Genomic DNA, 21,201 nt, shown 5'->3' on the forward strand with positions numbered 1-21,201 from the left:
CAATGGTGTAGTATTAATATTACAAAAGTGAATTATATACATTATAAGAAGTTCACTAAAATTTTCTGTAGTTAAGCTGATTTTATTGTCTTCTATTTAACCAATCCAAAGTAATCTATCTTACAGAACAATAAATAGACATAAGCTACTATATGTATGAGTTAAGAAAAATAGTGAGAAGGGATGAAGTCTTATGATTAGAATGTTCCATCAGATTATTGAGTGGTTTGATATGAAGGTTCTTGACCTTGTTCCTCTGGAAAGAACCATAATTGCAGGTAATTTACATGTAGATTAGTAGCCATCTCCCTTAAACGACAAAATTATAACTTTTGGTTACTATAAAACTAAAAAGTAATTTCAATTTGGAACATACGCTCCATAATGAGTTTCGTGAGAAACGCAAATAACGTGAGAAACGCAAATAAAAAGTAAGATGCTTCGCTGGTTTGAACCTGTTGGTGAAAGGGCAGCAAATTAACCATTACGAATCGTTTTAATGGTAAAGTAGCGGTCGTCCATTCATTTATTCTTGTATAAATCTTTGAACTTTGGAACAGATTATCATAATCGAAAACATTGTCGAGTCGTAGACCTTAGAGACTTAGTGATTTTTTAGGAAAAATAACTTTTTAACATAAAAGGAGATATTTATCATGACAACACTTAAAAAACTTCTTTCCACATATAAACTGCGAAATCTTACCCTGAAAAACCGAGCAGTAGTTGCCCCGATGACTCGCATTTCTGCCGAAGAGAATGGAAATGCAACCGATAGAATGGCGCGATATTATCAAAGCTATGCTGCGGGTGGATTTGGTCTTGTGATTACCGAAGCAACATACCCAGATGAAGAATACAGTCAAGGATATAGTTTTCAACCTGGAATCGCAAATGTTGAGCATCTCGAAGCTTGGAAACAAGTAACTGAAGCTGTTCATGCTAAAGGTGGTAAAATTGTTTTGCAAATTGCTCATGCTGGTGCTCTCGCTATAGGTAACATTTATAAAGATGGGACAGTGGCTCCTTCGGCTGTGAAGCCTTTAGGTGAGCAACCACCAGCATTTGGAGGTAAAGGCGAGTATCTAACGCCGAAGGAACTTACACTAGCAGAAATCAAAGCTATCATAGCCAGTTTTGCGGAAGCAGCTTTAAGAGCCGAACAAGCAGGGTTCGACGGGGTAGAGATTCACGCGGCAGCCGGATATTTATTGGACGAATTTTTGACGGATTTCACAAATCTACGTCAAGATGAATATGGCGGATCTACTGAGAACCGTGTGCGTTTTGTCACCGATATTATTAGAGCCGTCAAGGAAAAAGTGGGTCAACGTATTGTTGTCGGCGTTCGAATTTCGCAGGCTAAAGCCAATTACTATGTGCACAAGTGGGCGAACGGTGAAGAAGACGCCCGAATCATTTTCGAAGCCATTGGCGCAGAAAAGCCCGATTATATCCACGTCACTGAATATAATGCCCATGCACCGGCCTTCGGGGATAGCGGTTCAACATTAGCTGAATTAGCGAAAAAATATGGAAATACGACTGTTATTGCTAATGGGCAACTGGATCAGCCAGAGGATGCCGAAAGGGCGCTGGAGGCAGGTTCAGATTTGATTTCACTAGGAAAAGCCGCATTAGCTAATCATGACTGGGTGTTCAAAGCAGAGAAGGGTCTTCCGATGGAATCAGCTTTAGAAAATATTTTGGGCCCTACACCAAATCTAAAGGACGAAGAATTGTATGAGTATGCGAAGTAAAGAGGTTAAAGAACTAGTGCCTTGTTGAAACGACATCATTGGTGATTGGGGAACAACCTTACAGCAGGTAAACACTTTTCCTAATTGACATACAAGCAGTAGCACAGGCGATCGCTTCTCGAAATACAATCGAGAGGAGGTCGCCTATTTTAATTGGCATTTTAAAAAATAAACTTTGAGTTATGAATGAACATGAACATACTTCGGAGTACTATTGCTAATACTACAGGAAACACTAATATTTGGATAATTATCCAATGTTCATGTGATCTAAGGGAGGAGGGACAATAGAATTGAACCAAGTACCGGTAACATCATCTGCGGCTATGAACTTAGAGAAACTTCAGCAATTTTACTCCGAGAATGAATTACTAATCGTTAGAAACCTTATCCATTCGGATGTGAACTGTGGAGCATTCATCGTATATTTAACGATCCTCGTGGATGAAAAAAGATTAAATGAACAAATCATCCGTAAAATTAACTTGGATTTATCAGCGAATAAAGATCAAGGACAAGTACAAAAAACGATCCTTGATACCCTATATTCGCTAGGCGATGTACAAGTGCTTACGGATATGAATGAAATCGTCAGTCATGTTGCTGATGCCAACTTCGTTATTTTTATGGATGGACATTCTGAAGGTTATGCCATGAGTTTGCCAGGATACGAGACTAGAGCAATAGGTGAGCCACAGCTTGAACTTAACGTACGCGGTCCGCGAGAAGGCTTTTCTGATGATTTGCAAATAAATTTAGGTATGGTTTTTCGACGGATGAAATCATCAAATCTGAAAGCCAAATTGGTTCATCTAGGACAAGAGAGCCAAACGAAAGTGATGATCCTCTATCTTGCGAATGTTGTTAATAGCGAAGTTTTGAATGAGCTGATGCGTCGAGTTGAAGCAATAGAAATTAATACGCTTGTGGATAGTACACAAATTGAAGAATTGATTCAAGATAGTACGTTTTCACCATTTCCTCAGATATTGGATACGGAGAGACCCGATCGTGTCGTCACAGCAGTAAATCGAGGGAAAATCGTAATCATGATGGATGGGTCACCAAACGCATTAATTGCACCTAGTACATTTTTTGAAATGCTACATCCTTCAGAAGATCTATACGAACGATTTTACTTCGCTAATTTAATGCGTGTCATACGCTTAATCACTTTGTTCATTTCTTTGATGGGTCCTTCACTCTATATAGCCTTAACCACGTTTCATTTAGAAATGATTCCAACGCCACTCATGATGACGTTTCTCTCTTCAAAAGCAGGGATACCATTTCCTACATTCATTGAAGCGATCATTATGGAAGTATCTTTTGAGGTGCTAAGGGAAGCGAGTTTACGTTTACCACGCGTTGTGGGGCAATCAGTCAGTATCGTAGGTGCTCTTATTATTGGCGAAGCTGCTGTACAATCAGGGATTGTTTCACGTCCGATGGTCATTGTTGTTGCGATGACGGGTATAGCTTCCTTTACAGTTCCTTACTTCAGTACAGGTATTTCATTTCGCATATTACGGTTTCCGTTAATGATTCTTGCGGCCAATCAAGGTATGTTTGGAGTATCTGTGGGTTTGTTTCTGATTATCTACCACTTATGTTCCTTAAGATCTTGTGGCGTTCTTTTTCTAGATCCGCTTGGATCGGATAAATGGAAGAATGTTTTTAAAGAAATTATACTATTCCCGGTTAAATTTAGAAAAGCATCATCTCGCCAAGAGGTGCGAATAGGGGAGGTTTCTAAACGTCCAACCAATTATATGACCGGAAAAGAGTGGGATTAATATGAGACGTGTTGTTGGGTATGTAATATTATGTATAATTGTGATTCTAACTGAAGGATGCTCGAGTGATGCTTCAGAAATCAGTGATATTGCACTAGATACGGCAGTAGCTATCGATTATGACCAAAAATCAAAACAATATACATTTACAACATTTTGCGTTTTGCCTTCAAACTCGAGTCAAGAAAAAACAGGAGCATTTACCAAATGGATTACAAGTGAAACAGGAAGTACGCTATTAGAAGCAGGTAAAAAAATGCGTGCTCATGCTGGTAAAAATGTTATTTTTCAGCATAATAAATTTTTCATCATTGGTGAGGATGCGGCACGGTACTCTTTATACGAGGTAGTAGATTACTTAACACGAAAACGTGAGTTCCGAATTACATCCTACCTGATCATATCCAAAGGTCAAGCCTCGTCTAAATTAAAATTTAAAACCGAGTCCGGAGATATCATTTCAGATGATCTACTGGGTCAAATCCGAAATAATAAACTTCTCGGCCAGAGTTCTCCAATCATTTTAAAAGACTTTGTTAACTTATACGCTAATCCTCATCGGGGATTTGTGACAGCCAGTTTAGTTGTAAACCCATCTCAAACTAAAATCAAAGATGTACTTGTATTGAGTGGTGGAGCAGTGATTTATAAGGAGAGGTTGGTTGGATGGTTGGATGGAAAAGATATTGTAGTGGTTAACATCTTATCTAATAAGAAAATATGGAGAAACCTAGAATTTCCTGAAAATATTAAGTCGAAATCTGACTTCGATTTTACTTCTATATTTCATGTTATCAATTCTGAGATTCAGAGTGAATTTAGAAATGGTATGCCAGTTATGAAAGTTATTATGAAATTTAATGTAACGGTCGAAAGTGTGAATCAGAATATAGACGTTACAAATTCGGAAGTCATTAAACAGATGGAGGAAGCTGCTACTGAGCATATGGAACAAGCATTAAAGAATAGCCTGGATCATTTTCAAAGGGATTTGAAAGTAGATATACTTGGATTTTCAGATATTTTGATCCAACATCAGCCAACTGGATGGAAAACCATCCAAAAGGAGTGGGAAAATATATATCCTAATGTACCTATTGAAATTCATGCCTCAGTTATAATTGACAAAGCGGGTATGACCACGTCCATTGGAGGGGCGCATTAATGGTAAATAGTTTTTTTATGATTGGTTCTCTTATTTATGGAATTGTTTTATTAATCCATTTACTCAAAAAGTCATCAGTATCTGATGCTATTTGGATGTTTGTATTATGTTGTTTTATTGGGGGCTATTTTACCCCATATTTTGGGGAAAAATGGCCAACAGTTGAAAGTATGTACACTATTTTGTATACACCACTATCCGACTATATCTATCATGATCTATTGAATAAACAAACAGGTGGGATGTAAATGGCAGGTTTAGAAAAGATATCTCATATTCAGTTTAGCTTTCTATTATTCGGATTTATTTCAGGATTTGAAGGATTATTTCTGTCCGAAGCAAAAGTATTAAAGCAGGACGTATGGATGGCTAATGTTTTGAATATTTGTATTGGTATTGGTGTACTATCCCTCATTTATTATGTTCATCGTCAGTATCCGCAAATTAGTTTAGTGGAAATTTGTAATAAAGTATTGGGGAAATGGGTCGGGAAATCTATACTTTGTATCTATCTTTTATATAATCTTGAATCCACTTCTGGAGGGCTTAGGGCGATGACTATGTCCTACAGAACAATCATGTTGCCAAATACAAATGCAAATGTACTGATCTTTACTTGTGTTATTTGTTCTACATATGGCGTTTATATAGGACTTGGCACTTTAGTACGAATGAACATGGTTATCTTGCCATTTTTTTTAATCGGTTTCCTTTTCACTTGCCCATTTGTTTTTCCAGAGATTCAAACCAATCCATTCCTTCCTCCGTTTCAAAGTAATTTATCTGAAGTCATCGCGCAGAGCATGTCCATATTTACATTTAACTTCTCTCAAGTCATTACATTTGGTTTTTTAATGTCAAGAGTCGAACGGCCGCGAAAAATATTTTTAAGTTCTATGATTGCTATTATTATGTCAGGGCTTTACATGCTAATTATTACTTATTTATGTCTTGGCTCATTAGGGTTCAACTACATAAGTACGTCAATGTTTCCATTTTTTTCAACCATACAATTGGTGAAATTCGGAGAATACTTGGAGAGAATCGAAGTCATGAATATCGGATTATGGACGGTTCTTACATTACTCTCTGTCATTGTTACGCAATATGTGTTTACACTAGTGTTAGCAAACATTTTAAATATAAAGAAAAAGAAACCTCTTGTATTTGTAGTTGGACTGCTATTTTTTGCCCATACTTGTAGAAGTTATATCCGAACGGCTGATCACTTCACATATGGAGCAAAAATATTCACTATTTCATCGCTGTTCCCATGTATCATCTTTCCGATTTTATTAGCTGTTTTTACTATGATCAGAACACGTAGTAAGAAACCTATATAATTCGAAATTTTACGATGTTACATTGAATGCAAGGAGTTGGACATCTAAATAACTCTTCTTTGCATGAAGAAATGCATAATTAAAAACGACGATCGCGGAAAGTTAAGACCAAGTTGCCAAGCCCCTATACCGCGTAGTCGATGGTCAATAACCAGTTGGCATTTCGCTGCCCTCGCACGTGCGTCCTCAAACCAAACCATATGTTTGTGTCCTTGCTCATCCCAATAACTAGAATAGGGGAATAGTAGCCGTTTTTCACCATGATGGCAATAACCAATGCATCTTTTTTATCGTTTATGGCAAGGCTGAACCAGTTTTAAGATTAAAGCCCAACAAACCCGATCGTAGTGAAATCAAGAATATACTGCTCATATTATGGCAAAATAATAAAAACAATAAGGAGTGATTCCCTTGAAAAGAACGATAGCTGATTCCATCGTGGAATCCCTTCTAAACGCCGGCGTAAAGCGAATTTACGGCATTATCGGCGATTCGCTTAATGCCTTGCTTGATGCGATCCGTCGTTCCGGAAAAATAGAATGGATCCATGTCCGCCACGAAGAGGTTGCAGCGTTCGCGGCTGGCGCGGATGCCACCCTAAGCGGAGGAATCGCCGTATGTGCGGGTAGCAGCGGACCTGGTAATTTACATCTCATTAACGGTTTGTATGATTGCCATCGAAACCGGGTGCCAGTACTTGCGATTGCCGCTCATATTCCGAGCAGTGAAATTGGCAGCGGCTTTTTTCAAGAGACACGTCCTGACATGTTGTTTCAGGAATGCAGCTTCTTTTGTGAAGTCGTAACCGGACCGAGGCAAATACCTCGAGCTGTTACGATGGCGATGCAAACCGCGACGGCAAGGGCGGGAGTGTCTGTCTTAGTACTTCCTGGTGATGTAGCCGCTTTCGAATACGACGAAAGCCCGGTTCCAGAACGCGTCATCCATTCCACCCGGCCAATTGTCTGCCCTTCTACAGACGAATTGAAGACGCTTGCCGACTACTTAGACAAAGGCAAGAGGATCACCTTGCTGTGCGGTGCTGGCTGCTCGGGAGCTCATGCTTCGCTAATGAAGCTGTGCGAGAAACTGCAATCCCCGATGGTCATAGCGCTGCGAGGAAAAGAATATCTGGAATATGACAACCCGTATTCCGTCGGATTAACCGGCCTCATCGGATATTCATCAGGATACCACGCCATGATGGAATGCGATGTCTTACTCATGCTGGGTACCGATTTTCCATACCGGCAATTTTATCCGCAAGAAGCGACCATCCTTCAGGTTGATTTGGATTCCTCCCGACTAGGCCGGCGAACGCCGCTCGCATACGGGGTATGCGGAGACATAAAGACGACGGTCGACACGCTGTTACCCTTTTTAATGGAACCGCACTCCCCCGATCACCTGCAGCACTTTGCAGCACATTATGCCAAAGTTCGCGAGGAACTGGACAACCTTGCAGCTCCCGGACGAGCTCCTATTCATCCACAATTCCTCATGAAGGTAATCAGCGATCTCGCAGATGAGGATGCCGTTTTTACTTGCGATGTTGGGACGCCGACTGTGTGGGCTGCCCGATACTTGAGCATGAATGGAAAAAGAAGGCTACTTGGCTCGTTTAACCACGGGACAATGGCGAACGCCATGCCCCAGGCGATTGGGGCGCAGGTTGCGCAACCGGGACGCCAGGTCATATCGCTGTCTGGGGACGGGGGACTCACTATGCTGCTCGGAGATCTATTGACCCTTCGTCAGCATAAGCTCCCGATAAAGATCGTTGTTTTTAATAATGGTGCGCTTGGATTCGTGGAATTGGAAATGAAAGCTGCTGGCTTTTTAGAATTCGGAACGGAACTCGACAATCCTAACTTTGCGGCACTTGCTCAAGCCATGGGAATCGAAGGAATTCGCGTCGAGGATCCGAATGACTTGGAAAGCGCCGTTCGCCGAATGATCGAACACAGCGGTTCTGTAGTACTAGACGTTGTCGTCAATCGTCAGGAGCTGGCGATGCCGCCGAAAATCAACCTCGAGCAGGCTCGCGGATTTACGATGTGGATGCTGAAAGCCGTTTTGAATGGACAAGGCAACGAAGTCATCGAACTGGCGAAAACCAATCTCCTTCGGTAATAAATAGGAGTACTTTGGACTCCTACAACTGACTGGTCACACTGCCTTAGTCGCAAGTTTAAATAGCCCCCATCTGATTGTCAGATGAGGGCTATTACGCTTGCGTTAATACAAATAGAATTACAGCTAGTTACATCGCAAATATATCTAGTATGTATCGGAATTTATTCGATTTGGTGCCTATGTCCGCTTAATGAGGTGGAGACTTTGAGCAATCGGCAGTTTTAATGGTATTAAGCGAGAATAGAAACATCAAACTGTTAGAGAGTATTTTTGATTATTTCGAAGAAGTATCTAGTTGTAAAGATAATCACTTAATTAACGTTTTTTCAGTTACAGTATTGGAATCACTGGGTAACGACAAAACATTTCTTGGGGTTGCACAAGAATATATGGGACCTAAAACCATGCAACTTCAATTAGAGGCTGATAGAGGATTAGGTAGAAGCTATCTTATGTACCAAGAACATGGGATGTTCTGCCATAGGAAGAAGACCTCCTTCAGTTGGAGAACTGAAAGAGGTCTTCTGAACTTAGCAGTATAGTTAACTAAGCGAGTCAGACCATGTGGATTACACGACGGGCTGTTTTGTAATTCTTACTCCACCAGCCAGAGTTCATATCTGAAATCGTAACACCAGGGGTGCCATAGGTGTGCAAAACCTTTTCATTCCCCATGTAGATACCAACATGATGAATTGTTGAGTAGAAAAAGACAAGATCACCCGGTTGAAGCTGATTTCTAGCAACGTATGTTCCTGTTTGTGACTGCTGCTTTGACGAACGGGGAAGATTGATTCCATTTTTGCTATATAAATAGGGTACTTCGCTGGAGTAACTCGTCTTCCCTTTCGGATTTATGCTGGATACTCCTATTTCGGCGCGTTCATTTGGGTAGTTGTTTTTATCTCTCTTGGTAAGGTCTTAGGCCCAAAATGGGAGCAATATCATCATACGATTAACCGGAATTTGATTTACATTGGGGTAATCGTTGCTTTCGTAATAATGATGGTTTATTGGTTTCGGAAGAATAAGGTTAAATTCACTAATCTGCTCACAAAAAATCTCCAGAAGGTAATATTTCATTATCATTCCATGGGGAAAGTAAAGTTTGTCGTTCTAGGTGCTTTTACCGTCTTTGCCGTGTGTCTATCTCTCGTGATTGGTATGATTCAAGAATTTTTAGAAAATGAGTTTACTCTATTTGATGAGATCGTTAACTTTATCATTCACGAAATGTTCGATCCCAATTGGAGTGCTTGGATGAATTGTTTTGCGCTCTTAGGTTCGTATTATGTATTCTTCCCTTTGATTGGGTTAACAACGATCCTGATTATTTGGAAGGGCAAAGAACGCCTATTAGAATTAATGTGCTTTGCTTTTGTTATTGTCGGGGGTGAAGCGCTGGATGAAGGATTGCGAGCCTTATTTCATCGGTGGGGCCTTCCGTTGATCAACAATTCCCATACACATTCCCGAGTGAGCAAACGTTAATTTCATGGACGGTGTGCGGTTTTGCAACGTATTTGGAAAGTCTAGAGAATGTTTGGGGAATAGTACTTCATTATGAACAGTAATGGAGCGTATAGGAATGAAAGTATTATCCATGATTCAACCGTGGGCGACTCTGCTTGTCCAAGGCGAGACTCTCTATGAAACAAGATCCTGGAAGACCCGGTATCGCGGACCGTTGGCCATTCATGCAAGCCAGAAAGTCGATAAGCAGGCCTGCAAATATGAACCCATTCGTTCTTTACTCGCCAAGAATGGCTATAAGGAACAAAACCTCCCTACGGGGGTTATCCTTGCAACTTGCGAGCTTACGAATTGTTATCAAGTCATCGACGCTAATCATACGTCAGCCATTCTGGATTGCGGGAAGGTCGTGACGGGGGACGACTTCCTGTTAGGCGATTACAGTACAGGTTATTTTGCGTGGGAAATAGCGGGTTTCCGTCTGCTGAAGCCCTATATTCCCGTGAAGGGAAAACTGGGACTATGGGAATATCCGATAGGCGAAGAGTTGATGATATGACCTATGTAAACAATCAATAAATGGAGGTTCTGACTTGACCAATCACTTATTTTGTATTTTCTCCTTATGAAATTAATTAAGGTGGTTTACAATTGAAAAATCGGGTAGTCATGGCCCCCATGTGCCAATATTCCGTATATTAATTCTCAGCACCGAGCTATATTACAAATACAGGTGAAATCATAGATGTCGAGCCTGGAAGTTTGTCAACCGACAAGATGTCGGGTGACAAGAACATTATCTCATTAAGGTCGCGTAAATCGCGGCTTTTTTGTTTTATGGACAAAGTTCTTGTCAAAACCAAATGACAAGAACTTTATCCCATTCCCGACAGACGGCTTGAATCGGATTGGTGTATGAACGAAAACTTCGTAATCTGGCCGTACTGATTAAACTCCCTCGGTATGATTTAAATTCCTCACGCAAGCTCGTCTATTCGCAGGATTTCATGGATTAGATATCGGCGGTGAATGAAAGATAACCGAGATACATAAGAATGTTTCGTTAAAAAGGCATGCGGGAACAGAGGTGAGGTTTATTCATCCAATACATTCCAAATGCTGCACGTATTCTCCACAGTACCCTTAGCGATTTTCACTCCCATGTCTCGACAGGTCAATAGCCCTTTCATTCCTTCGTCATATCTATCCAAGGGGTGGAGGTCGGTCTTTCTAACGGAATGGGTCTGAGCCCTTTTGTTTAACGTATCCCGATACTCTGCGCTTTCTTTGTTCTCCTGCGAATACGCCAACTTGCGTGAGGTTTGATTTTTAGGCTACTAGTTCAAAGATTTTAATCGGGTTGTAGGCTTCGGTACTACGAACGACTCCGACTAACAGTCTAGCTAGCTTCCTGTGGTGCTTTTTTATTACTTGTTTTTAAAAAGTGAAATGATCCTTCGTGCCCGGGTGGATGGTGGTTTTGAATAATTAGTGAGATAATGCAACTAAGAAAGAAATGGAGGAATAAAAAAGTTGATGGAAAATTCAAATAGTGTAGTCTCAGTATCATGCCACGATTGCGATGTTGAAGGCTACATAGAAAACATTGCACAAAGCGAAGTGTCCTTTTGCCCCAAATGCGGGAGTAAGAATATAACTGTTATCGATAACAAGAAGTCGCTCAACTAAGCGGCTTTTTTTATTGCGCTAGAGGGAGAGAAGGCTATGAAGCTAATATTTCTAGATATTGACGGAGTAATGAATCATCGAAATTTCATGGTCCGCAGTAGATTACACATGATTCAAGAAATTTTGCCCGGTTGCTGTTCCTAGTTTACGCGAAGTGATCAAACGGACAGGCCCCAAGATTGTTCTTTCATCGACGTGGAGAAAAGGACTATCGATCAAAGAAATGAAGAAGCTGTTTTCCTGGTATGATCTCGATAAGAGCGTGATCGGTAGAACACTAGTGCTAACCCCTCGTCATATGAAATACAAGATTTAAAATTGGAGAATGGAAAATTGCTTTACTTCAAAATGGCGGAACAAATTGAAGAATTGGCGAGTAAGACAGTAGGGATTAATAATTATTCATTTATTGGCGCAGTTGTTGGGGCTACTTATCCGGAAGAGGCAAGGAAGATACGAAATACTACCACATTCAATTTTCCTAGTTCCTGGCTTTGGGGTACAAGGTGAGAAAGCTGAGGATTTAGGTGTATTTTTTTGATTATAATGGTATTGGTGCAGTTATATCCTCCTCAAGAGGCATTATTTACTCGTACATGAATCAAAATGAAGATTGGAGAAAAACAACAGAAACTGACATGTTCAGATATATAACAGCAGCGACAAAAGCTAAAGAACAAATTAATGAGGTTAGATTCAATAAAGTTATGTAGTTGGCTATTACGCAGATGGATAACGATAGTGAAGGAGCTTGTCTCGCGGAATCCCGTTTTTGTTTTGTTCATTCATTAGAATTTTCATCGTAATAGATGATCGTACCTGGGTTCCGAGTTAAATTCATACTAAATAACGATTGAGCTTCCTCAAATGAGTTTGAGATTTGATTTATTTCAGTGTCAGCTTTTGCGACCTGGCCGCAGCCGAAATTTACGTCTTGCAATCCCAAGGCGGTTGCCCACATCGCCGATGCTCGGGATTACGTCGAGCAGATTCGTCAGGTCGGCGTCGGCTTCCTGGACGGCTATGAGGACGGTACTTTCCGCCCGTCCAAAACGTTGAGCCGTGAGGAAACCGCAATCATGATCTACCGATTAATCTCGTATTGGGATCAAGAATAATGAAAGAGCCATCCAAGTAATATCTTTGATGGCCATTTGCCTTGTGCTTTTTGGTCTTTCATTTCGATTACTTCAAAAATTGATCACGTTTAGAGGTTATCGTAAAGTCACAAAAATATTCAAGCGATAGCCTCATTTTTGCATAAAAACGCATCAAATTAAGAAACCTAGAGGTTAGACAACATTGGGAGAGATTTCCTCGGAAGGAAAGTAGTCCATGATTAGAAATTTCAAGAGACTCATGCAGAAAAGGGCTGGAGAGGAACATCTGGGAGAATCTCTCCCGACTCAGCAGCACTCGTTGTTTCCAGATCTGAGCGACAACCTGCAAGTATTTCAGTCGATTTATTCGAAATGTGCCGATGTTGTATTCCGAACTTTTGTCATTAGCGCCGACTCAAAGATGGCACTTATCTACATCGAAGGATTGGCGAATTCAAGCGGTATCGAAGAAATGGTAATAGCCCCTCTCATGCAGCTCGGTGAAACGGAAACTGTTACTGTAAAGCAGATAAAGGAGAGAAAAATTTTCGTAGCCCAGACCAGTTCCGTCGAAACGTTCGAGCAGTGCATAGAAGCTATTTCGACCGGGCTTCCAATTTTGCTTTGCCATAACGAAACAGTCGGAATTTCACTAGGGTTAAATAAATGGGAGCAGCGTGGTATCGAGGAACCGAATTCTGAGATCATGATCCGCGGCTCACGAGAAGGCTTTACCGAAACGCTGTTAACGAATTTATCGCAAATCCGTCGTATCATTAAAAGTCCGCTGCTCAAGATTCAAATGCTAAAAATCGGAGAGTACACCAAGACAAAGGTAGCGATCGTCTATATTGAAAGCCTCACTGACGAAACGCTTATTCAGGAAGTCACCAATCGGCTGTCTCGCATTCAGATAGACGGAATCTTGGAGAGCGGGTATATCGAGGAATTGATTGAAGACAATCCGTATTCTCCTTTTCCACAGCTGCTTTCAACAGAACGACCGGACGTTACCTGTGCAGGCTTGCTCGAAGGGCGTGTTGCGATTTTAACGGAGGGAACGCCAAATGCTTTGATTGCACCTACAACGTTTCCATCCTTACTGCAATCCGCGGAGGATTACTATCAACGGTTTTGGAGCGGGACGGCAATCCGCTGGCTGCGATATACATTTTTTTTTATTTCTTTATTTCTTCCATCCTTATATGTGGCTGTGCTTACCTTTCATCAGGAGATGATCCCCGGCAATTTGATCTACAGTATGTCGAGCTCAAGGGAGTCTGTTCCTTTCCCAGCATTCGTTGAGGCGCTTATCATGGAGGTCACTTTCGAAGCGCTGCGTGAGGCAGGTACCCGGCTTACCAAGCAAGTGGGCTCAGCAGTCAGCATTGTCGGTGCTCTTGTCATCGGTCAAGCCGCGGTTCAGGCAGGGCTTGTCTCAGCACCCATGGTCATCGTCGTAGCGGTAACCGGTATTGCGTCTTTTATTATTCCAAGGTATGTATTGGGCATTACCATTCGGCTGTTGCGATTTCCAATGATCTTTCTGGCAGGGACTTTAGGCCTGCTTGGTGTAATGCTAGGCTTTATAGCCATGTTGATTCATTTGAGCAGCCTTCGTTCCTTCGGAGCTTCGTATTTATCTGTCATTTCGTCATCCAATTCCAAGGAACTTAAAGATGTTTTAATACGCGCACCGTGGTGGAAAATGGATAGCCGACCTCAATTTACAGGTGAGTATAACAAGTTCCGCAGTGCAAGTGATCAAAAGCCGGGTCCCGAGCATGATGGCAGTATCAATCCATAGATGAGGAGGCTATTTATGTTAAAGACAGAAAAAATTTCCCCTTTCCAAATAGCGCTCATCATGCATCCAGTTATTCTGGCTACAGGCTTTCTGGCTTTACCGACGATAACCGCACAGTATGCCAAGAATGATTTGTGGATGACCAGCTTCATCGCCATTATTCCTGGAATGGTTTCGATCTTTTTGGCAGTTGGGCTTCATAAGCTTTATCCAAAGATGACGATTTCTCAATATAGCGAACAAATTGTTGGTATTTGGCTTGGCAAACTGATCGGCTTATGCTATTTTCTTTATTTCATGTCCTCTACAGGCATGATTCTGCGGCAATATGCTGAATTTGTATCTGGCAACTTTCTATTTAGCACACCATTAGCCATCATTATAGGGACCATCTTGCTGCTTTCTGCATTTGCCGTAAGGGGTGGAGTGGAAGTGATCGCAAGATGCGCCGTAATATGCACGTATCTATTTATTTTGCCTTTGTTCTTTCTAGCTTTCCTTGCACCCGATTTGGATATCAAAAACATATACCCGATTTTCAGCAACGGGGCAGTTCCTGTATTAAAAGGTTCATTAACTCCACAAGGTTGGCTTGCCGAATTTTTTATTATTTCTTATTTTCTGCCTAGTGCAAGCCAGGTGGAGAAAGTAAAGAAATGGAGTATCATCTCACTTATTGTGGTTGTGATCAGTATGACTTACGTCAATCTGATAACCTTATTTTTGCTTGGTCCTGATCTTCCTAATAAAATTTACCCCATATTAATCGCAATGCGATATATTAGCCTAGCCGATTTTTTTGAAAATTTAGAGTCAGTACTGCTTGCGATGTGGGTATTAGGCAATTTTGTAAAAATTTCAGTCTTTTTTTATGTCGGTGTGATCTCCTATGCACATATGTGTAAGTCGTCGGATTATCGTCCTACCGTTTTACCTTTAGCTATCTTAGTTTTTTTGTTCTGTTACTGGGACATACCGAATTTCCCTGTATTAGCGAATCATAATAAACTCGTGGCACCTTTCGAGCTTTTTTTAGTGTTTCTGGCGATACCGCTTTTCCTGCTGAGCATTGCCCTCATTCGTAAAGGCAGGAGGAGGGGCTTGTCAAATGAGTAAGCGACTGATGAACAGCCTGCTCCTCCTCATCCTTATACTTCCGATTACCGGATGTTGGGATCGAACAGAACTTAACGACTTAGCCATTATCACGGCTATGGCCATCGATTCAGAAGAGGATAAGCAGGTTAGAATAACGATCCAGTTTATTATTCCGCAAAATCTAGCCGGTGGTATATTAACAAGCGGTGGAGGAGGCAGACGCACAACTATACGCATGGCGAAAGGAATCGATATCGCGAATACACTAGCCAACCTTCAACAGATTCTCCCGCGAAAGCTATTCTGGGGGCAATGTAAAGTCATTATTTTCAGTGATTCGCTTGCAAAAGCGGGCCTTAAGGAACATTCCGATTATCTAGTGAGACAACCGCAAATCAGGGAACGCGCTTATGTATTTGTAGCGAAAGGGAAAGCTTCCGAAGCCCTTCGGATGATTCCGCCGTTGGAAAGAAGTTCGTCAGAGGTTATTCGTGAACTGGCAAAAATGCCTATAAGCTATGCGGTTACTGTCGAGCAGCTTAGCATCATGTTAAAGTCGAGGTCCAAAGCGGTAGCGCTTCCGCTTGTCTATATTTTACCTCCAGTCGATCCAAAGGAGCCTACGCAAACGATCCCCTACATCAAGGGAACAGCTATCTTTAAGAACAGTAAGATGATCGGTGAAATATCGGAAATAGAAACCCGCGGACTTCTGTGGATAAAAAATCTAATTGAAAAATATACGATTACGTTCAAACTTCAAAATACCGACGCACTGATCTCACTTACACCTGTAAAAGCGCAGGTGAAACTTCTCCCCTCATTAAAAAACGGAAAATGGAAAATGACAATGAAAGTAAAAACAAGCGGGGATATCGTTCAAAACGGGTCAAAGCTGAATCCGCTGGAGCCGGCTATTTTGGAAGAGTTAAACCATCGTTTCGAGGAGGAAGTAAAAGACCGGATAGAATCCTCGGTGCAGGATGTTCAGAAGAGATTCAAAACGGACATATTCGATTTCGCCAATGTTTTTTATCGAAAATACCCGAAACAATGGGAAGAAGTAAAGGAAGAATGGGATGAGATGTTTGCTCATATCGAGGTAAATGCGGTGGTTGACGCACATATTAACAGACCGGGACTAGTCAATTGGCCTGGGGGACTTACAAAGGAAGAGGTCCAAAAACAATGAAGTGGTCCGTTTTCATTCCTGTTGCCTCGGCTTCGTTCTGCATCGTATTGCTGGAATGGCCCAAGTTGAAGCAAAAGCCGGTGAAAGATAAAGTCGCTTTTGCGGCAATTTTGTTGGCTGTCTTGCTGCTGTCCATGTTCGATTTACCTAATACTCCCGGTCCTATAAGCTTCCTGAACGCGCTATTTAAGCCGTTTAAGCCGCTCGTAGAACAATAGGATCATATATTAACGACAATGGTCAGGATGGGTGAGTAGGCTGCCAGATTGTTCAAGGATAACTGGGTAGAGCATCTACGGAACTTAACACGCCTCCAGTAGTGACTATAAATGTCGGAACTATTAGTATTACGCTGGAAACTAACGGAGATGGCGTTCATGCTAAAAAGTCTTATAATTGCGGTTTTTCGTTTTATCTCGAATTCGAAAGACATCCTCATAACACCGCCAGAGAACCACGAAAACGCTGTTATAACAGTAGAATCGCCTAGTTTCTGAATTTTGCTATTTTTATGTACAGCAGCACTAGCGGTACCTGGATTTTTTACAAATTCTACACTGCAAGAAATGATTGAATACATGCGAAAACTTGAGTGGAAGGTGGACGAGTTAAATGGTATTTGAGAGAGGGGGGAGGTAATATCGCGGCAGCCGGCCATGTGACGACGGCTGCCTTTCTCAGAAAACAAGCTGTTATCTTTGAAATAATGGGAGAGGATAGAGTTCCAAATATGTAACTTTTAATGAGGGAGAATTAATAACTATTGAAGCATTATACAAAGGAGTTCAAGAAGATTGTAGTCGACGATGATGCGTGTGCCGCTGGGGGCGCGCGCATTTTTTTTGTGTGGGGGGAAATCGGAACAGATTCTTGTCATTTATCGGAATTGTAAGCATGTGTTGCTTGGCAAGATCGATGAGCAGATGAGCTCTACGCACACCAGAATGCCGCTTCATTGATTTCTGCCATCCTTTAATGACATCGTCAGGACTTAGTTTACAAGGGTCAGTCGGGAGCGGAAAAAGCCTTAGGGTTAACAATGAACCCTTACAAGTTAAGATCTTAAAGACTTGTCTCAGTTCAGGAAGACATTGTCTACCCAGCGGTGAATCTGGTTAACGGCACTTACAAGTCGTTTAACGACGGTTTCTCGGTTATGTTAGGGTAATCCCTTCAAGCTGACGGAAGCAAGATATAAAGGCCGAAACAATTGTTACGGCAAGTATGGGATATGCGTCAATTGAAGAAGGGGATACAACGGATACATTAATTAAGAAAGCAGACAAAGCAATGTACGTTACTAAGAAAACAGGGAAAACAAAATTGTTGGATTTTCGCACATATCTCAGAAGAGCAGTTTTCTTATGCCTATACGAAAAGAAATCTTTCTTATTATTTTTGTAATCTAGCCCACCAAATGTTGTTATCGTCACCAGTGCCTCTCCAAGCGATTAGCGAATTTATAATCGAAGGGAAGTAGAGGTTCCAAAACCGAACTCTAGCTGGATTTGTCCACCGAATTCATTTGATGATGTATCCATGATTGACACATAAATAGCTAAATCATCTTCGATTCCTTTCCAAGCTAGGAGAATGTTTTTTCCATAACGTACCGCAGATATCCCTCCTGATGTACCTATGAATTCATTTCTACCTCCAGTGGTTGTGGGAGTATAGTACTTGATCGCTTTTTGCTCACTCCACAAGCCGCTTCCATTTAAGTCATTCATAGCCCAGTAAATATGAGAATCACCGGGGAGACCCTTCCAGAACATATACAGTTTTGTGTCCATTCCAACAAGGGCAGGTGAATCTGTTGTACCTCTACCCCCAATCTCTTGCTGTTCACCAAAATTAGTCCACGCGTTTAATTTCGCCCAGAAAATTCGATAGTCGGTACCTAAACCTTTCCAAGCAATATAGACCTTCCCGTTCACAGAAGCGAGAGTAGGGCGTGTACTCGTTCCAACAGCGTACCTAGTCTGAGGTGTCCATTGATTATTCCAAAATACAGACCAAAAGATGCTATTATCACTTCCAATTCCTCTCCAGGCCATCACCGGGATACTCGCTGTATCTCCAAGTGGTAGATGTTCTGTGATTGCTGGACTATGTGAAGATCCTATACCAGGAATAACACGCTGCGGAGACCATCCACCAACCAAATCTGATTCGTAAATGGTGTGGTCATCTCCAATACCTTTCCATACCATTTTTACGAACTCCGAACCAGTGCCGTCTATGCGGCTTTCGAAATACGAAACCAGGGCGGGGGCATCACTTGTACCGCGATCGGTCAAAGGAGGCTGCCTTTTCCACCCATACATCATACGAAGAGACTCAATTGAAAAGGGGTCGATCCCGATAGCTGTAGTGTCTATAGTTGGATACATAATCGATGATTGGGATTTAGAATGAGAAAGTCCTAATACATGACCGAGTTCATGAAGGGCTACATTATATAGATTGTTATGATTTAGCAATGGTCGATAAACATCAGACCACAAATCGGTGGAATCAAACCGAAGGAGGCCACGCTCATCACTCGAATCAGGAAATCCTCCACTGGCAACAGTTCCTCCAACAGTGCCAAATTTATTATTAATAGTTCCATCGTTGTTTGTGAAGTACACCTTAATGTCAGCGATTTGAGCTGCTGCAGCAGTAAGGGCAACGTGAGTAAACGTAATATTGGAGGAGATGCTTTGCCAATCATCAAAAGCTTTTTTAATGAGATCATACGGCGTTTTTGAAATAGGACCAACCCACTGGCAGCCTATTGTGTTAATCGTGACAATTAAGTTGCTTTTCTTCCAGCGGCCTTTAGAAGGACCAAAAACTAAAACGTGCATCCCGCTTGTATGTTGTACAGAGTTGCAAAACGGTTTTCTAGCGAGTCGAACGTTGTTCTCTAATTGTTCCACTTCAAGTACAAGTAAGATTGGGTTGCCAGAAGTGTCCGTTTCCAAATGGATGCCGGCAGCATCGATCGCAGTCTTTAATGATGGAGATATATCCTGTTCATTTCGAATAACACGTACATCTTCTGGATGGAGATAACCTTCATCTTTTAGTAAGTTCTGTAGTCTGCCCCAAGTTGCGGTGTCGGTCATATTTAGTCACCCCAATAATAGTAGTAGGACTCGACTCATCCCAAGTGTAATTATAGAATCTATCGCTTGTAGAAAGCAGTTGAATCCTGTCAGCTGTCGAAAGAAAATAAAGTTTTAGACTGAGAAATAAAGTTATAGACTAAGAAAATAAAGATGTAGACTGAGAAAAAAAGTATTAGACTCACACGGCAGCGTTAAACTAACGGGCAGCATAGTGAAGTAACGGGCAGCATAGTGAAGTAGATTCATGCTCATCAGAACATAAAGGTAACAATGATAATTTAAATGGTTTAGAGAAAAGCAGGTCAAATTTCCAGACAAAACTTATTAAGAAGGGGCCGTCACCTCAGGATGTACCAATGATCCACCTCCTAAAGGGGTTTCGGAAATTAAATATAATTCAGGAAATTTAACCCTTAAAGCTTGGTTATCTAATGTGCCTGGGGATAGCAAGCAACACCCAGCTGTTGTATATGTTCAGGAGGATTTGCTTTCGGAATAGATGATTGGATCGATGCAAAAAAATTTCAAGACGCAGGATATATAGTTTTAGCCCCAATGTTAAGAATGGAGAACGGAAATTCGGGAAACTTTGAATTTTTTTTTGGTGAAGTTAACGATGTTATTTCGGCTGGAGAATTCCTTTTACGGTGCAGCACCAGATCAAGAAGAATTTTTAATGGAGGGCAATCATTTTACTTCCTTAGATAAATCAATTCTTAATAGTATTGATAAATTCAATAAAATGTAAGCACTTCTTGGATCTTTGAACTAACGAAGAACGTTAGCACAATAAACAGGGAGTAGATTGCCGTCGCAACTACTACCTGTTTTCATTAAAACAACGGATAGGCTTGCATCAAAGTGTATGCTAATTATGGTAGTATAATGGTAACTAGATGAAGATATGAAACGAGGTTACTCTCATGCAGAAAAATCGTAAAGTCTGTTTATATGGTTTGGAACAGCTTGCACTTATTATAAAAACTAAGTCTGGAGTTTTTTACTATAACCAGGTCGGCGGCTATTCTTGTTTGCAACCTTCAGTAGAAGGAATACTTACAATACTTGATGATGACACAAAGCAACTTTTGAAAGACCTGTCTAATTTTTGCTTAAATAAAACAAAGTTAACGATAGAAGATGCAAATTTTTTAGACGATTTTTTTCGAACTAACAAAGTAGGGAAATTTCTGTCAATAGATAGAGAAAAACTGGATGACTCAATGGAAGCGTGGCTCAATGTAATTATTGATATTGAAACGATTGATAAAGCTTTTATTAATAGATTTGATGAAGATGAAGGAATATTGACTTGGAGTAACAGTGATTAGGTCAGCAAACATAAAACTAACGGGGAGCAGTTTGCCGCACGCGGCAGCTGTTCCCTGATTTTATTAAACAACATGCAGTGGTGTCGGGTGACAAAAACATTATCTCATTAATTGCCGCGTAAATCGCGGCTTTTTTATTTTATGGTATCAAGTTCTTGTCAAAACCCAATGACAAGAACTTGATACCATTCCTGA

The 21,201-nt window shown here is 41.2% G+C and carries 17 protein-coding genes and 3 pseudogenes; 17 read left to right on the top strand and 3 right to left on the bottom strand.

All coding sequences use genetic code 11. From position 1 onward, the window contains the following. Positions 1–656 precede the first annotated feature (656 nt). The 7 genes from ACUN27_RS18040 to ACUN27_RS18070 all read left to right on the top strand — a co-directional run bounded on the left by ACUN27_RS18040 (position 657) and on the right by ACUN27_RS18070 (position 8,742). Positions 657–1,760 (top strand): NADH:flavin oxidoreductase, encoded by a 1,104-nt coding sequence (locus ACUN27_RS18040; RefSeq protein ID WP_315950446.1) that lies wholly within the window; start codon positions 657–659, stop codon positions 1,758–1,760. 293 nt (positions 1,761–2,053) lie between these two features. Further along, positions 2,054–3,556 carry a spore germination protein gene (locus tag ACUN27_RS18045; protein ID WP_315950445.1) on the top strand — a complete coding sequence of 501 codons (1,503 nt, stop codon included), beginning with the start codon at positions 2,054–2,056 and terminating at the stop codon, positions 3,554–3,556. Position 3,557: 1 nt separating this feature from the next. After that, positions 3,558–4,721 (top strand): Ger(x)C family spore germination protein, encoded by a 1,164-nt coding sequence (locus tag ACUN27_RS18050; protein ID WP_315950444.1) that lies wholly within the window; start codon positions 3,558–3,560, stop codon positions 4,719–4,721. Further along, the gene (locus tag ACUN27_RS18055; protein ID WP_315950443.1) at positions 4,721–4,969 is read left to right on the top strand and encodes a hypothetical protein; all 249 of its coding nucleotides are present in this window, start codon (positions 4,721–4,723) and stop codon (positions 4,967–4,969) included. The genes ACUN27_RS18050 and ACUN27_RS18055 overlap by 1 nt, the downstream gene beginning before the upstream one ends. Further along, positions 4,970–6,064 carry a GerAB/ArcD/ProY family transporter gene (locus ACUN27_RS18060; RefSeq protein ID WP_315950441.1) on the top strand — a complete coding sequence of 365 codons (1,095 nt, stop codon included), beginning with the start codon at positions 4,970–4,972 and terminating at the stop codon, positions 6,062–6,064. It abuts the gene before it with no gap. A gap of 411 nt (positions 6,065–6,475) precedes the next feature. Next, positions 6,476–8,197, top strand: a complete 1,722-nt coding sequence (gene poxB / locus ACUN27_RS18065) for a ubiquinone-dependent pyruvate dehydrogenase (protein WP_315950440.1) — start codon at positions 6,476–6,478, stop codon at positions 8,195–8,197. A gap of 227 nt (positions 8,198–8,424) precedes the next feature. Beyond that, the gene (locus ACUN27_RS18070; RefSeq protein WP_315950439.1) at positions 8,425–8,742 is read left to right on the top strand and encodes a DUF7674 family protein; all 318 of its coding nucleotides are present in this window, start codon (positions 8,425–8,427) and stop codon (positions 8,740–8,742) included. Between the two features lie 13 nt (positions 8,743–8,755). Here the strand turns inward: ACUN27_RS18070 and ACUN27_RS18075 are convergent. Continuing rightward, a pseudogene (locus ACUN27_RS18075) lies at positions 8,756–9,031 on the bottom strand (C40 family peptidase); the annotation flags it as partial. Between the two features lie 261 nt (positions 9,032–9,292). On the opposite strand from ACUN27_RS18075, the gene ACUN27_RS18080 reads away from it, so the two are divergent. The 8 genes and pseudogenes from ACUN27_RS18080 to ACUN27_RS18115 all read left to right on the top strand — a co-directional run bounded on the left by ACUN27_RS18080 (position 9,293) and on the right by ACUN27_RS18115 (position 16,777). Then, the gene (locus tag ACUN27_RS18080) at positions 9,293–9,691 is read left to right on the top strand and encodes a hypothetical protein (RefSeq protein ID WP_315950438.1); all 399 of its coding nucleotides are present in this window, start codon (positions 9,293–9,295) and stop codon (positions 9,689–9,691) included. Positions 9,692–9,788: 97 nt separating this feature from the next. Then, complete coding sequence (locus tag ACUN27_RS18085) at positions 9,789–10,232, top strand: ASCH domain-containing protein (RefSeq protein WP_315950437.1); 444 nt, start codon at positions 9,789–9,791, stop codon at positions 10,230–10,232. Positions 10,233–11,492: 1,260 nt separating this feature from the next. After that, positions 11,493–11,678: pseudogene (locus ACUN27_RS18090) on the top strand (HAD domain-containing protein); the annotation flags it as partial. Between the two features lie 577 nt (positions 11,679–12,255). Beyond that, entirely contained in the window at positions 12,256–12,480 is a 225-nt protein-coding gene (locus ACUN27_RS18095) for an S-layer homology domain-containing protein (RefSeq protein ID WP_445559331.1), read from the top strand. A 217-nt stretch (positions 12,481–12,697) separates the two neighbouring features. Next, the gene (locus tag ACUN27_RS18100; RefSeq protein ID WP_445559332.1) at positions 12,698–14,269 is read left to right on the top strand and encodes a spore germination protein; all 1,572 of its coding nucleotides are present in this window, start codon (positions 12,698–12,700) and stop codon (positions 14,267–14,269) included. 15 nt (positions 14,270–14,284) lie between these two features. Continuing rightward, positions 14,285–15,385 carry a GerAB/ArcD/ProY family transporter gene (locus ACUN27_RS18105; RefSeq protein ID WP_445559333.1) on the top strand — a complete coding sequence of 367 codons (1,101 nt, stop codon included), beginning with the start codon at positions 14,285–14,287 and terminating at the stop codon, positions 15,383–15,385. Then, positions 15,378–16,559, top strand: coding sequence for a Ger(x)C family spore germination protein (locus ACUN27_RS18110; RefSeq protein WP_315950431.1), 1,182 nt, complete (start codon positions 15,378–15,380; stop codon positions 16,557–16,559). Before ACUN27_RS18105 ends, ACUN27_RS18110 begins: the two co-directional genes overlap by 8 nt. Continuing rightward, positions 16,556–16,777, top strand: a complete 222-nt coding sequence (locus ACUN27_RS18115; RefSeq protein WP_315950429.1) for a hypothetical protein — start codon at positions 16,556–16,558, stop codon at positions 16,775–16,777. Before ACUN27_RS18110 ends, ACUN27_RS18115 begins: the two co-directional genes overlap by 4 nt. Positions 16,778–17,458: 681 nt before the next feature. On the opposite strand, the pseudogene ACUN27_RS18120 reads toward ACUN27_RS18115, so the two are convergent. Beyond that, positions 17,459–17,715, bottom strand: a pseudogene (locus ACUN27_RS18120) (IS110 family transposase); the annotation flags it as partial. Positions 17,716–17,768: 53 nt separating this feature from the next. On the opposite strand from ACUN27_RS18120, the gene ACUN27_RS18125 reads away from it, so the two are divergent. Then, positions 17,769–17,963, top strand: coding sequence for a diguanylate cyclase domain-containing protein (locus ACUN27_RS18125; RefSeq protein ID WP_445560635.1), 195 nt, complete (start codon positions 17,769–17,771; stop codon positions 17,961–17,963). 56 nt (positions 17,964–18,019) lie between these two features. On the opposite strand, the gene ACUN27_RS18130 is transcribed toward ACUN27_RS18125, so the two are convergent. Next, positions 18,020–19,672 carry a matrixin family metalloprotease gene (locus ACUN27_RS18130; RefSeq protein ID WP_445559334.1) on the bottom strand — a complete coding sequence of 551 codons (1,653 nt, stop codon included), beginning with the start codon at positions 19,670–19,672 and terminating at the stop codon, positions 18,020–18,022. A gap of 926 nt (positions 19,673–20,598) precedes the next feature. Between ACUN27_RS18130 and ACUN27_RS18135 the strand changes: the two genes are divergently transcribed. Continuing rightward, complete coding sequence (locus ACUN27_RS18135) at positions 20,599–21,006, top strand: DUF6210 family protein (protein WP_315950425.1); 408 nt, start codon at positions 20,599–20,601, stop codon at positions 21,004–21,006. Positions 21,007–21,201 lie beyond the last annotated feature (195 nt).

The organism is Paenibacillus sp. WC2504, assembly GCF_052682475.1.

Bases quoted from the DNA above. Each gene is read 5' to 3' on its own strand.
- ACUN27_RS18040 (WP_315950446.1), top strand. From the start codon at position 657: ATGACAACACTTAAAAAACTTCTTTCCACATATAAACTGCGAAATCTT.
- ACUN27_RS18050 (WP_315950444.1), top strand. From the start codon at position 3,558: ATGAGACGTGTTGTTGGGTATGTAATATTATGTATAATTGTGATTCTA.
- ACUN27_RS18055 (WP_315950443.1), top strand. From the start codon at position 4,721: ATGGTAAATAGTTTTTTTATGATTGGTTCTCTTATTTATGGAATTGTT.
- ACUN27_RS18060 (WP_315950441.1), top strand. From the start codon at position 4,970: ATGGCAGGTTTAGAAAAGATATCTCATATTCAGTTTAGCTTTCTATTA.
- ACUN27_RS18070 (WP_315950439.1), top strand. From the start codon at position 8,425: ATGGTATTAAGCGAGAATAGAAACATCAAACTGTTAGAGAGTATTTTT.
- ACUN27_RS18080 (WP_315950438.1), top strand. From the start codon at position 9,293: ATGGGGAAAGTAAAGTTTGTCGTTCTAGGTGCTTTTACCGTCTTTGCC.
- ACUN27_RS18085 (WP_315950437.1), top strand. From the start codon at position 9,789: ATGAAAGTATTATCCATGATTCAACCGTGGGCGACTCTGCTTGTCCAA.
- ACUN27_RS18100 (WP_445559332.1), top strand. From the start codon at position 12,698: ATGATTAGAAATTTCAAGAGACTCATGCAGAAAAGGGCTGGAGAGGAA.
- ACUN27_RS18105 (WP_445559333.1), top strand. From the start codon at position 14,285: ATGTTAAAGACAGAAAAAATTTCCCCTTTCCAAATAGCGCTCATCATG.
- ACUN27_RS18110 (WP_315950431.1), top strand. From the start codon at position 15,378: ATGAGTAAGCGACTGATGAACAGCCTGCTCCTCCTCATCCTTATACTT.
- ACUN27_RS18115 (WP_315950429.1), top strand. From the start codon at position 16,556: ATGAAGTGGTCCGTTTTCATTCCTGTTGCCTCGGCTTCGTTCTGCATC.
- ACUN27_RS18130 (WP_445559334.1), bottom strand. From the start codon at position 19,672: ATGACCGACACCGCAACTTGGGGCAGACTACAGAACTTACTAAAAGAT.
- ACUN27_RS18135 (WP_315950425.1), top strand. From the start codon at position 20,599: ATGCAGAAAAATCGTAAAGTCTGTTTATATGGTTTGGAACAGCTTGCA.